Genomic DNA, 13363 nt, shown 5'->3' with positions numbered 1-13363 from the left:
ATCTTTTTATAAGTTTAAACATGATGTTTAAACTTTTTATGGACCACATTAAAAGGATTTAATATGAAAACTGAGCTTGTAAAAGCGCTGAGCTTTTCTGCGTTATTGTTTACGTCTACTCAATCGTTAGCGGGTGTCATTGCTTTTGATCTTATTGGTAATAATAGTCAAAACTTAATATCTTACGTCAACCCGTATGAAAATAGTTTCACAGCTTTGTCTGATGGCTTTCAAATATACCAAATTGGCCTTTCTTCAATTATCCCAGAGCAATTGATAGATCGATCAAATTCATCAATGGATGAGTTAGGTGTAATTGAAGAAAGTAATACAGATAGATTTTTCGGCATTGTCGATACGGTTAATAACGACAATACAGGTGAAGTCACAAGCTCTTGGGCTTTTTCAATTGTTGGATTTCAGCAGTTATCATTTGGCGTGGATATCGCAGCAATGGGAGACTTTGAAACGAGTGATTATTTTAGTTGGTCATATCAAATTGATGATGGACCGATATTTGAACTATTCAAATCAACTGTTGACGAGTCCATCGAGCAAGTCTATGAGATGGCAAACAATAATGTATCGCTTGCGGATCCCATGAGGGTAAATGCTCAAATATTGAGTAATCAATTTCAAACCATTAATGCAGGTATTGACGGTGTTGGTGACAAAATAACATTGAGTTTAGCGGCAAAATTTAATGGTGGTTTGGAAATAGCTGCTTTTAAAGGTTTAACCATATCAGGACAATCAAATACGGCTAAAACAGCTTCAGTGTCAGAGCCTTCAAGTTATATTATGTTCAGCCTATGTAGTATTTTACTGATCATAAGACGCAAGCAAAAATTGATATAGCGTGATGTACTTATCACCTATTAAAAAAACACCATTTTCTTGGTGTTTTTTAATAGGTTCATTAGAAGAAAAGCGTATTAAAATGATTCTTCTTGAATGACATCTACCTGTCTTTTTTCGTCCTGTTGGGAGATAACTACACGACTGCTTGCCCCATCAAGAACATAAATAAGGGTCAGTCTTTGCCTTTTGCGTTCCTGCTCAATTGGCTCGCCAAATGATTCCGTATAAAAATTAATGACATCTTGTTCACTTGCCATAGTGTAGTAATTGACTACAGCAGGTAATTTGTCAACAAACTCGGCAAATACTTTTGCATCAGCCATGATCGGGATGAATATATCACCTTCGCCCAACGGTGTGCGTTCAAAGTTATAAGCGGTGGCTGAAGACTTTTCGGCCGGCTCAACATAATCGTTAGAACTTTCATTGTTTATGGATTTATCAGCAACAATTCTTGCTTCTGTAGATTCAAGAACTTCTTCCGATGTAGTCGATGAAGCATCTTGCTGAGCTGTTTTATCTGGTGCAGCGAGAAGCTCTTGTTCTACCACTGTCGTAGTAGGTACTTCTTTTTGCTCGTCAATCATCGCGCCAGGAACAGATTCAGTAATTTCCCCTGCTTCTTCTTCGCTCTCACCTTTAAGTTCTGTAACCTCTTTTAGCATCGCATCTAATGCTGCATTTTCTTGTTCTAACTGCTCCAAAGTACCTTGTTCTGAAAGCGACGCATCCAAAACCGAGTTTTGCTCGAATAGTTTTTCCTGCGTTTGAGATGTTGCTTCTGCACTAACATCAATATCACTATTATTGCTATTTTCAGTGGCTGATGCGTTGAGGGCTGTTGATTGAATTGCAACACTTGCAATTAACAATAACCTAGCGCTTGTTGTCGCTTTCATTAAAAAGATACTCCATAACTTTTTACTAAATGTAAAAGCTCTACCTTGTGTGGTCAATACTTTTTACTGTTTTGAGCGAAAAAGTGACACAAATTCAATATCCTTGACCCTATTTAACTGAGATTGCTTTTATATCTATCAACCCAAAGAGCAGTCGCACCACAAATGGCCACAGGCATCACGACTAAGTTAATGAGCGGAATCATCGAAAATAGTGCCACTGTTATCCCAAAGCTATAACTCAAAGAACGATGATGACTCAACTCTTGGCGCATTTGATCAAAAGGTATTTTGTGGTTGTCAAATGGATAATCTTTATATTGAATGGCCATCATCCATGCCACAAATAGAAACCAAATTACTTGGCCTATAAACGGCAAGACCCACATAAGCAAGAAAAATCCAATGGCGCGCGGTAAGTAGTACTTAAATTTACACCATTCTCGTGACAGCGTACGTGGGATATCCTTGACAATGTCCACCGCTCCCCCAGAAGGAGCAGATTGCTTCGTTAGCAAGGATTCCATTTTCTCAGAAAGTAGGCCGTTAAAAGGTGCAGCAATCCAATTAGCAACAGCACTAAAAACAAATGAAAATAATATCAAGGATGATAAAACCGCCAAAGGCCATAGCAAAAAGTTAATAAAGCTGAGCCATTCAGGAAACATTTCGCTCAGTTGAGTGAGATAAACGTCGGTTTCTTTAATCAGAAAATAAAACGCGACAGCAAATATGAGTAAGTTTATGGTTAAAGGAATAAACACAAATCGTCTGATCCCTTTTGTCCTAATTAACTCAAAACCTTTTATAAAATAACCAGCACCCGACTGTGCGTACATAATTAAACTCTACTGATAAAAACAAATAACGGTCGAATTATAGATAATTGACACATATTTACTAGAGGCAGGTACATTTGAGGTGTTACAAACTATAGTGTAATTTGGTAAAGTAACTCCATTATAATTATAAAGATTCGTCCTTTAAGACCCAGCGATGCGTTTAAAGCAAATTAAGCTTTCAGGGTTTAAGTCTTTTGTAGATTTAACCAAAGTGCCATTCCCACATCAAATGACAGCAATAGTCGGACCTAACGGCTGTGGTAAGTCAAATATTATTGATGCTGTGCGTTGGGTGTTAGGTGAATCATCGGCAAAGAATTTGCGCGGTGATGCAATGACCGACGTTATTTTCAATGGTGCTAGTCAAAGAAACGCCGTTGGGCAGGCAAGCGTAGAGCTTATTTTTGAACAAGCTAAACCATCTGCCGAACACAACAACATAGCGCTTCCCATTATTCATACCAGTAGTGCAGCAAAGCTTGCTGAGCGAAACGAAATAGCGGTACGACGACAAGTTAACCGTGATGGACTAAATCAATATTCTCTTAATGGCTCCAAATGTCGACGTCGCGATATTACCGATATCTTTTTGGGCACGGGGTTAGGACCAAGAAGTTATGCGATCATTGAACAAGGCACTATTTCTCGCTTAATTGAATCGAAGCCTCAAGAGCTTCGTGTATTTATTGAAGAAGCCGCGGGTATTTCTCAATATAAAGAGCGTAGACGAGAAACAGAGCTAAAAATAAACCATACCAATGAGAACTTGAGTCGATTAAATGATATTCGCTTTGAAGTTGAGCAGCAGCTAGAGAAATTGCATATTCAAGCTGAAGCTGCCAGTCGTTATAAGGAGCTTAAAACTCTAGAGCGTAAGCTAAAAGCACAAATACTTGCATTGCAATGGCAGCAATATCAGCAACACTTAAATGAATTTACTGTTGCGATCGCTGATGAGCAAAAACAAGTTGATGCGTCAAACGAAAAGATTGCCCAAAAACTGAAAAATAAACAAGATCACGAGCAAGAGAAAGAGCAGCTGCAGCTTGTGGCGACTAAACGACAAGGCGAGCAACTTGATCTAAACCAGCGATATGTAATTGCTGAACAAAAACTAAAATACAACAAAGAGCAAACTGAAAAAGCAAGCACGGCAAAAGCTAAATTAGACAATCAAATATTACTGCTAAATAGAGAGTTGGAGCGCTTATCAGGTGATGGTCAAGCACTTTCGACTACAATATCAAATCAATCAACTGTGTTGGCCGAGTTGGAGCGCACACGGGTAGAAAACAGAGCGCTTCTTTCTGAAAAGCAGCGGCATTTCAATGAACTGAATGGTCATTGGATAAAGGCCAACCAGCAACGCGATAAATACAATCAGGAGCAAAAGTACCTGACTGATAAACAACTTTCCCTCACACAAGAACAAGCTCGAGTTGAAAAACAGCTGGCTCGCATAGAACATCAGCAAGTTTCTTTGCATACGGAAGAACAGAGCAAACAATTTCTCCATGAAAAGGCCTCTTTGGAAGAGGAAATAGCCACCCACAGTGATATTCAACAGGTCTCTCTTGAGGATTTAACTCAGTCAAAAATTGAGCTCGATCAAGAACAGCAGAAATTGACGCAAACGCAAAATGAGATAGCACTCATCGACAAAACGTGCCAACAACTGCAGCAAGATCTTAACCAAAAACAAAATTGGCAACATAGCCAAGAAAAATGGCTACATGACAACCGCATTGAGAACATGCGTTATTTCGAAAGCGTTAGCGTAGATAGTGACTGGCAAAATGCCGTTACTATGTTGATGCAGCAGTTATTACAAGGGGCGGTGCTTGAACACTTTTCTACAACGTTGTTTAGCGAACTAAGGTTAGAGCAATCATCGTTTATCGATGCCTCTGCCTTACAGAAGAAAGCCAAGCGCGGCACGATTGCTGAGAAAATTTCATCCTCAATCGGAGTACTACCCTGGTTAAACAATGTATATATTGCTGATAGTTTACCCAGTGCCCAATCGTTATTAGCCAGCCTTGAGCCACATCAATCAGTAATTTGCCCCGATGGTACCTGGCTAGGTCATGGTTTTTTACGTAAAGGTGAGGCAACGCAGCAACAGTTGTTACTTCAAAAGCAACAACGCCATGCTGAATTGGTCCAAAAAAATAGACAACTGCAGGAACAACTTCTGTCTTTAACTGCTCATATACACGCGCTACAGTTGGCGATCGATGAAGAGTCCACTAAGCAACAGGACACTGTTGAACACCTTGCCTTACTTAAAAAACGGATGGCAGAAATTGAACATCAGCAATCAGCCCAACGTCATAAAATACAATGGCAAGAAGAGCAACTAGTGCAAACTGAAATAGCTAAGTCAGAAAGCAGTCAGCGAGCATTGGAAATCAAAGCAGAGCTGATAAACGTTAACGAACAATTGGTAAAACTTGAAAACACTCGATTACAAGCCCAAGCGTTTGACGAGATGGGGCAGCGTCATACTGAACTTGGTGACGATATCGGTAACATACAACATCAAATAGAGGCCGATCAAAGTAAACATCATCACCTAGCGCTTTCGATTGAACAGCTAAAAATGCAACAAATTCAGTTAATGCAATCTAGTCAGCATACCAAAGCCAATATTGACTTATTGTTAGAGCAAAAAAATAATCTACTTGATGATCAAATTAAACCTGATAATTTTTCGCAAATGCAAAGTAATATTAAGAAATTAGGCAATGAACTCAAGGAATTATCCAACGATTTATCTGCACTCCAACTGAAGATTACAGATAAATCGGAAAGAATAAGCGAGCTCGAAAGTCAAATTCAAGAAAGTAAAACGCTCATTGAGTCGAAAAAAAATCAGATTAATCAGGCGAAGATTAACGTACAAAGTTATCAAGTACGTAGTGAAACACTAACAGAACAACTCCAAGAACAAGGTTTGAATCCATCAATTGTGATTGAAAAGCTGCCACCTTATGCGAGTGAAAAAAGCAGTCAGCGAGAATTGAACAAAGTAATCAAATCTCTTTCAAACCTCGGGGCGATTAATTTAGCAGCAATTGATGAATACCAAGAGCATATTTCTCGAAAAAATCACCTCGATTTGCAATATGAGGATTTAACTCAAGCGATTAGCACGTTAGAATCGGCAATAACGAAAATTGACCAAGAAAGCCGGCAGAAATTCAAAACGACTTTCGAGCAAGTGAATCAAGACTTACAAATCTTGTTTCCTAAGGTGTTTGGCGGGGGAAGTGCTTATCTTGACCTAACAAGCCATGACTTGCTAGAAACTGGGGTAACCATTATGGCAAGGCCTCCTGGTAAAAAGAACAGTACAATTCATTTATTGTCAGGTGGAGAAAAGGCATTAACGGCATTATCATTAGTTTTTGCTATTTTTAAACTTAATCCAGCACCATTTTGTATGTTGGATGAAGTTGACGCTCCATTGGATGACACCAATGTAGGTCGTTTTTGTAATTTGGTGAGGGAGATGTCCCAAACCGTACAATTTATTTATATAAGTCACAATAAAATCGCTATGGAAATGGCTTCTCACTTAACAGGCGTTACCATGTTTGAACCCGGAGTTTCAAGAATGGTGTCAGTTGATATAGATGAAGCGATTGCCATGGCAGAAGTATCATAAAAAATAGGCTTGGTGATGGAAGAAAATTTCAGAAACGCATTAATAATTATCAGCGCCATTGTTATTGCTGCAATCTTTATTCATGGGTTGTGGACAATAAGAAAGAATAAAAACCCGTACAAATTGAAAACTACGCCTGTAAAAAAAGAGCCAATAAATCGGGAATTCGATCACTCAGGTTTTGATCAAGACGGCGTTGGGGAAGTTAAAGTAGTTAATACAGCTTTAACCGGTGAAATAGAAAATCCGCCACAAGATGACGAAATACCTCATCAACCTGCACCTGCGCCAGTGTTTGATGAAGACCCATTGCCTGTAGATGTCGATGAAAAAGCATCACCAATTGAAGCAATAGAGCCTGTTATGGGCGAGTTGCAGGGATTAGAGCCTATAAATATTGATGAGCCTGCGGAGCAAAAAAAGGAAGAGGCAGAAGCTGTACATAATCCAGTTTATGACGAGCCAGTTATTAATGCCAAGCCTAAATCACAAGTCAACGCGTCAAAGAGTAAAGCAAGAGCCAAAAAAGAGGCAATTAAGCGTAACCAGTTTGAATTAGACTTTGAAGAGTCAGCAGAGGCTAGTAGAGATACGCCTAAAACAGAGTCGATAGAAACCGAGGTGCTAGTGTTATCGGTAGTGATGACGGAAGGAAACTTAATGTCAGGTGCAGCCTTATTGCCTAGTTTGTTAACCCTAGGGATGAAATTTGGTGACATGAATATATTTCACCGTCATCAAGATAATGCCGGTAACGGAAAAATCACCTTTAGCCTCGCCAATATGATGAATCCAGGCACTTTCGACTTAGACAACATGGAAAATTTCGCTTCCCAGGGGGTGAGTTTATTTATGACGATGCCAAACGCTGGCGACCCATTTGAAGTTTTTGAACAGATGTTGGCATCTGCCAAACAACTTGCTCAAGAATTTCATGGTCAAGTGCTAGATGACAAACGCAGCGTCATGACTAAACAAACAGAGCAGCATTATGTCAGCAGAATACGAGAGTTTGATCGTAAATACCGTATTGCAAACGCTTAACCTTCATTATACGAGCCACCATTAGGTGGCTTTTTATCAAGTAATTATTACCTATGCCAACCGATACTATAACGACACAGTTAGCCCAACTTAAACAACAAATCGCGCTTTATAATCACCAATATTATGTGCTTGATCAGCCAACGGTGCCTGACGCTGAATATGATCGACTGATGCGTGAGCTGATCAGCATTGAAGAACAACACCCATCCTTAAAGAGTGTTGATTCTCCCAGCCAAAAAGTGGGGGGGAAAGCGTTAAAGGCTTTTAGTCAGGTAACGCACCAACTTCCAATGTTGTCACTGGATAACGTGTTCTCAGAGCAAGAATGGCAAGCGTTCGTTAAACGTGTTGAGGACAAATTAGCAGCGAGTGCAGCAGTTAGTTATTGTGCCGAACCTAAACTTGATGGCCTCGCGGTCAGCCTAAGGTATGAAGATGGGTTACTTGTACAAGCAGCGACTCGGGGCGATGGTACCAGTGGTGAAAATATTACTGAAAATATTAGAACGATTAAATCTATACCACTAAGACTTATAGGCGAAAATTACCCTGAAGTGATCGAGGTTCGCGGAGAAGTGTTTATGCCTAAAGCAAGTTTTGATGCACTGAATGAACGCGCGATTAAAAAAGGGGAAAAGACGTTTGCCAATCCACGCAATGCCGCCGCAGGTAGTTTGCGCCAGCTGGACTCAAAAATTACCGCGCAACGAAACTTAGCGTTTTATGCCTACGGTTTAGGTTTTGTTAGTACAGATGGCATTGAGCGTTGGCTTGAAGACTCGCACTTTGCACGGTTACAGCAGTTAAAAACAATAGGCTTGCCGATTTGTCCGGAAATCAAACAACTAGATAATCATTCGCAATGCCAAGCTTTCTATGAAGATATCCTCAATAGAAGAGATGAGCTGAGCTATGAAATAGATGGTACAGTGATTAAAGTCAACGATATCGCTTATCAAGAAAAACTTGGCTTTGTAGCGCGCGCACCGCGCTGGGCAACAGCGTATAAATTTCCTGCGCAAGAAGAAATTACTGTACTTGAAGAGGTTGAATTTCAAGTTGGTAGAACGGGAGCCATTACGCCGGTAGCTCGACTAAAACCGGTATTTGTTGGTGGTGTTACTGTGAGCAATGCAACCTTACATAATCAAGATGAAATAGAGCGCTTGGGCATTCAAGTAGGGGATACTGTTATTATTCGCCGTGCCGGTGATGTTATTCCTCAAATTGTCAGTGTGGTACTAGATAGACGTCCCGAGTCGGCTAAGATGATTGAATTTCCAAAGGAATGCCCTGTATGTCAATCTGAAGTTGTACGTAACGAAGGTGAAGCAGTCCTTCGTTGTACAGGCGGTCTATTTTGTGGCGCTCAACGTAAAGAGGCAATTAAGCATTTTGCTTCTCGTAAAGCGTTCGACATTGATGGATTAGGGGATAAGCTTGTTGAGCAAATGGTTGACGAAAACTTGATCCAAACGCCGACAGACTTATTTTCACTGACTGAAATTCAAATTAGCACATTGGATAGAATGGGGAAAAAGTCTGCGCTTAACTTACTTGAGTCACTAATGAAAGCGAAGCAAACGACACTAGCTCGGTTTATATATTCATTAGGGATTCGCGAAGTCGGTGAAGCAACAGCAAGCAATTTAGCGAATTACTACCTCACGCTTGAAACAATTTTGTCTGCAAACATAGAGTCATTGCAAAAAGTACCTGATGTCGGTGAAATTGTAGCCAAAAACATTGTTCAGTTTTTTAGTGTTCAGCATAACGTCGAGGTCATTCAAGGATTAGTTGCCAGTGGCATTCATTGGCCAGATATAGCGGTAAAAAGTGAGGACGAACAACCTTTACTTGATCAAATCTTTGTTTTGACTGGCACGTTAAGCCAAATGGGGCGAAGTGATGCAAAAGCTAAGCTGCAAAGTTTAGGGGCTAAAGTCTCAGGAAGTGTTTCGGCAAAAACCCATTACCTGGTTGCAGGTGAAAAAGCAGGCTCTAAGCTCACCAAAGCACAAGACTTAGGCGTTGAAGTATTGACCGAAGATGATTTGGTCGCGTTATTTACAAAACATGATGTTTAAGTGATGAATGAAATTCTTAATGACATAGGGCTATGGTTCCGTCCTTATCAGTATCAATGTGCATTAGCTATCATTGCAACTATCTTGGTGATTTTTGGTAATGAAATTAACGATGCAATCAAAGGACTGGTTAAGCGGCAGCACTTTTTAGTTCGAACAGGTGTATTTATTGTTGTTTGCGCTTTTGGTTACGGTTTAGCAACGGTTTGGTTAACGGCAAAACTAGCTGAAATGTTAGCTAAGATACCTAACATCTATGTATTCCCTAGCGTACTTATCGTATTTTTTATGCTCGGCATGTACGCGCAAAAGCAACGACATATATAGGCACCTATTATTGGCGTTCTTAGTTGAAAAGGTGAACGTTGCTCTAGTGTGCATAAGCGAATGTATTCGCTTATTTGGTAAGATATGCGTTTAGGGTGATAATGAAAATAAAAGGAACAATATGCATGCGTAACGTTATGTTTTCTACCATAGTCGCTGTAGCTGTTAGTCTTTCGGTGTATAGCGTGCCTGTGCAAGCAAAGTCATTAGCTCATCAACTCATTAAGCTTTCCGATAAACAATTAACAAAAGAAGGGCACGGAGAGCATATTGCTCAGGCTAATGCGCAACAGATGCAGTTTATCAGTCTGTCAATTGAAGAATTGAGGGATAACACAGGGCTAATATACCTAGCAGGCGTCGTTAAACCCGCTGATATTGAAATCTATCTAAAGCAATTAAAAACTCTTTTATCAACTGAATATGAAGCTTACCGCGCGGCACAAAAAAAGCGAGATCATGGCCAATTTCATATCACTATTGTTAACCCGTTTGAATATGAAAAATTAAATAAGAATGAAGTAACTGTTTTGGCGTCAAAGCAACATCTTACGTTCAAATTACAGGGACTAGGCGCAGTTAAAAACGGACATGGTGCAACTTATTTTGTCGTTGCTCAATCAAAGCAAGCACAAGAGTTTCGCCACCAGCTTAGTCTAAAAAATAAAGATTTTCATGTTACTTTGGGCTTTTATCCGCAAGACATTTATGGTGTGCGTAAAAACGAACAAACTATAATCAAATAGGTTTTATGATGTTATTTTGAATAGCAATGCTAAATATTGTGTTTAAGCTCGACAACATTGCCAACGGGATCGGTAATATAAATTGAATCACCAAAGCCTTGTGCGCCATAATTGTAGTTTATTGATGATGTTTCAATATTATGTTGCTGAAGCTGCTCGATAAGTTGATTGTTGATGGTTTGTGCTATCGTAATGCAAAAATGTAGCAAATTGTTTTGAGGTGAATTGCTTTGCTCTATCGTTGGTTTAGCCATTTTGGTATTAAATAAGTCGATAATTGCATTACCTGCACGCAGTTGAGTTAAGTTAAACTCCTGCACTTCACGCTCAACTTGACACCCTAATGTTTGGCAGTAAAAGTCAAGCATTGCGTCAAATTTGTCATAAGTATTTAAGACAATATGGTCTAAGTTAATTGGTGTGATCATATAAACGACCTAAAGGCTGTTTAACTTTAAGCCTAGAAAATGAATCAAGAAACACAAGGAACCTCAATGAAAAAATTCGCATTAACGCTTACAAGTCTTTTATTGATCAGTGCTTGCTCAACTTCGTCTACTGGGCGTCAGCAAGTCATGCTGTATTCAAGTAATGAATTGGGCAAAATGGGTGCGCAATCATTCGAGCAAATGAAAGAAAAGGAAAAGGTAAACCAAAACGCAACAATCAATGCCTATGTACGATGTGTTGCAGACGCGATTATACCGCACGTGCCTAAATCGACACATCAAGGTAATTGGGAAATTGTGGTTTTTGAGTCGGAGCAAATTAATGCCTTTGCGCTTCCAGGTGGGAAAATTGGTGTCTATACCGGAATACTAGAGGTTGCTACCACAGATGATCAGCTAGCCGCTATAATGGGACATGAAGTTGCTCATGTGATAGAGGGGCATTCAAATGAAAGGCTATCATCAGGCCAACTAGGCCAACTCGGAATGGCCGCAGCAGGAGCGGTTTTAGCGACACAAGATGTTGACAACAAAGCGTTGTGGATGGCTGGCTTAGGGCTTGGTCTTCAATACGGCGTATTAATGCCTTACGGTAGAGCTCATGAAAGCGAAGCGGATATTGTTGGCCAAAAATTAATGGCGAAAGCGGGCTTTGATCCCAGTGCCAGCATTGATTTATGGCGTAACATGGCAAAAGCGAGCAAAGGGGCGCCGCCGGAGTTCTTGTCTACTCATCCTTCAAATCAAACACGTATTAATCAGTTATCAGCTAATTTATCTTCAGCGCAACAATATTATAGCGATAGCAATAAAACGAGTTGCCAAAGACCGACGAAGTAATAAACATAAAAAAAAAGCCGCGCAGCGGCTTTTTTTAATTAACGCCGACAGAGCCAAACAGAGGTTTGCAACAAAACCAAAACCGAAACAATAATGATGGATTGCGATGAAAGAGTGAACTGCCAAATAAAGTGCAACTAAGAGCCAACACCTTCAACGTTAAAAACACGCGAACTGTAGTGCATTTCACTGGCTGAACCTTTTGTCATCATCATTTTGTTAAACGCCAAAACGCGATACTGGCAGCAAACAGTAAAATCATTGGATAGAATGAAAACATGATGATGTTTACAGGAGACATACCCAACGTTGCCCCAAGTAACAAGGCTTGTGCGCCATAAGGAATGAGTCCTTGGTTGATACAGGCAAATATATCGAGCAAACTGGCTGATTCCGCCGCCGTTATGCTACCGTCTTGCGCTAATTCCTTTGCCGTTTCTCCTGAGATAATGATCGACACCGTGTTATTAGCAGTGAAAAAGTTGCTGATGAATGCCAAACTTGCAATGCCTAAGCCGGCTGCTCGCTTGGTATTATTAGGACTCACCTTATGAGCTAGTTGTTTCAATGCAAGTGTCAGTGCCGCAAGCCCACCTTGGTGCCTGATCAACTCGCTTAAGCCACCAATAAACAGCGCTAAGATCATAATATCTTGCATATTAGAAAAGCCACTGTTGATGTCTTTCACCCAAGTGGCAATGGTGTAGTCTGTGCCAAACATAGATAGTGCCGCTGCTAGTATGATACCAGTGATAAGTACGATAAAGACGTTAATGCCAGTTAGCGCCATAATTAATATCACAACATAGGGAAGCAATCCCCATGAATTAATTTCATTAGCAGTTTGGTAATTGGCCGATTCCCCCATAAAAGCAAAAATTAGCAATGCAAGGATTGCGGCAGGTAAGGCAAATTTAAAGTTAACGGCAAACTTATCTTTCATTCGTGCGCCTTGGCTTCGCGTAGATGCGATGGTCGTATCAGAAATGATCGATAAGTTATCACCGAACATGGCACCAGATATAATGCTGCCAGCAACTAATGAGGCATTAAGTCCCGCTGTATCGATAAAGCCTGCCGCAATAGGAGCAATGGCTGCAATTGTTCCCATTGATGTACCCATTGCTGTTGATAAGAACGCAGCAATAAGAAATAAACCAGGTAATATTAAATAGTCGGGTAAAATCATTAAGCCAAGCTGGACACTTGCATCGACACTGCCCGTAGCTTTGGCTACCGCGCCAAACGCACCGGCGAGTAAATAGATAACGCACATGGTGATGATATTTTGATGGCCCGCTCCTTTGATAAATTGCGAAATTTGCTGCTCGACAGGCTCTTTTCCTAGCACCATGGCAAATATAATCGCTGGAATAATGGCGATACTTGCGGGTAGCTGATAAAAGGCAAACTCGGTGCCTTGTAACGTTAATACGACGCCAGTACCTAAAAATAGCCCTAAAAACACACCAAAAGGAAGCAGACTTTTAAGGCTTGGTGAAACAGGAATTGTTTTCGACATAACGTACTCATTAGGTTAGTTGTTATTATTTTCTTCTATATAACAACGGCAAAAGAAAAAATCCAATGTAAGA

The 13363-nt window shown here is 40.3% G+C and carries 11 protein-coding genes; 7 read left to right on the top strand and 4 right to left on the bottom strand.

Annotated elements, in window-relative coordinates; all coding sequences use genetic code 11:
- Positions 1-63: 63 nt before the first annotated feature.
- Positions 64-858, top strand: coding sequence for a hypothetical protein (locus tag QUE03_RS11810; RefSeq protein ID WP_286261673.1), 795 nt, complete (start codon positions 64-66; stop codon positions 856-858).
- A 77-nt stretch (positions 859-935) separates the two neighbouring features.
- Here QUE03_RS11810 and QUE03_RS11805 read toward each other — a convergent pair whose 3' ends face one another.
- The gene (locus tag QUE03_RS11805) at positions 936-1760 is read right to left on the bottom strand and encodes a hypothetical protein (RefSeq protein WP_286261670.1); all 825 of its coding nucleotides are present in this window, start codon (positions 1758-1760) and stop codon (positions 936-938) included.
- A 113-nt stretch (positions 1761-1873) separates the two neighbouring features.
- On the bottom strand, positions 1874-2599 hold the full coding sequence (gene cysZ, locus QUE03_RS11800) for a sulfate transporter CysZ (protein ID WP_286261668.1): 726 nt from the start codon (positions 2597-2599) through the stop codon (positions 1874-1876).
- A 157-nt stretch (positions 2600-2756) separates the two neighbouring features.
- On the opposite strand from cysZ, the gene smc reads away from it, so the two are divergent.
- The 5 genes from smc to QUE03_RS11775 all read left to right on the top strand — a co-directional run bounded on the left by smc (position 2757) and on the right by QUE03_RS11775 (position 10479).
- Positions 2757-6272, top strand: a complete 3516-nt coding sequence (gene smc, locus QUE03_RS11795; RefSeq protein WP_286261666.1) for a chromosome segregation protein SMC — start codon at positions 2757-2759, stop codon at positions 6270-6272.
- A gap of 15 nt (positions 6273-6287) precedes the next feature.
- Positions 6288-7316 carry a cell division protein ZipA gene (gene zipA / locus QUE03_RS11790; protein ID WP_286261664.1) on the top strand — a complete coding sequence of 343 codons (1029 nt, stop codon included), beginning with the start codon at positions 6288-6290 and terminating at the stop codon, positions 7314-7316.
- Positions 7317-7369: 53 nt separating this feature from the next.
- Entirely contained in the window at positions 7370-9406 is a 2037-nt protein-coding gene (gene ligA, locus QUE03_RS11785; protein ID WP_286261662.1) for an NAD-dependent DNA ligase LigA, read from the top strand.
- Positions 9407-9409: 3 nt separating this feature from the next.
- Positions 9410-9733, top strand: a complete 324-nt coding sequence (locus QUE03_RS11780; protein ID WP_286267829.1) for a DUF3392 domain-containing protein — start codon at positions 9410-9412, stop codon at positions 9731-9733.
- Between the two features lie 125 nt (positions 9734-9858).
- Positions 9859-10479, top strand: coding sequence for a hypothetical protein (locus QUE03_RS11775; RefSeq protein ID WP_286261659.1), 621 nt, complete (start codon positions 9859-9861; stop codon positions 10477-10479).
- A 29-nt stretch (positions 10480-10508) separates the two neighbouring features.
- Here QUE03_RS11775 and QUE03_RS11770 read toward each other — a convergent pair whose 3' ends face one another.
- Positions 10509-10907: a VOC family protein gene (locus QUE03_RS11770; RefSeq protein WP_286261657.1), complete on the bottom strand. Its 399-nt coding sequence runs from the start codon at positions 10905-10907 to the stop codon at positions 10509-10511.
- A gap of 66 nt (positions 10908-10973) precedes the next feature.
- Here QUE03_RS11770 and QUE03_RS11765 point away from each other — a divergent pair, with 66 nt between their 5' ends.
- A complete protein-coding gene (locus QUE03_RS11765) occupies positions 10974-11768 on the top strand; it encodes a M48 family metallopeptidase (RefSeq protein ID WP_286261655.1) in 795 nt (264 codons plus the stop codon).
- Positions 11769-11979: 211 nt separating this feature from the next.
- Here QUE03_RS11765 and QUE03_RS11760 read toward each other — a convergent pair whose 3' ends face one another.
- Entirely contained in the window at positions 11980-13290 is a 1311-nt protein-coding gene (locus tag QUE03_RS11760) for a Na+/H+ antiporter NhaC family protein (RefSeq protein ID WP_286261653.1), read from the bottom strand.
- Between the last annotated feature and the right edge of the window lie 73 nt (positions 13291-13363).

Source organism: Thalassotalea atypica (genome assembly GCF_030295975.1).
GTDB lineage: Bacteria > Pseudomonadota > Gammaproteobacteria > Enterobacterales > Alteromonadaceae > Thalassotalea_F > Thalassotalea_F atypica.
Note: the sequence above shows the minus strand (reverse complement) of the source record. Positions and strands in the feature narration are given on the sequence as shown.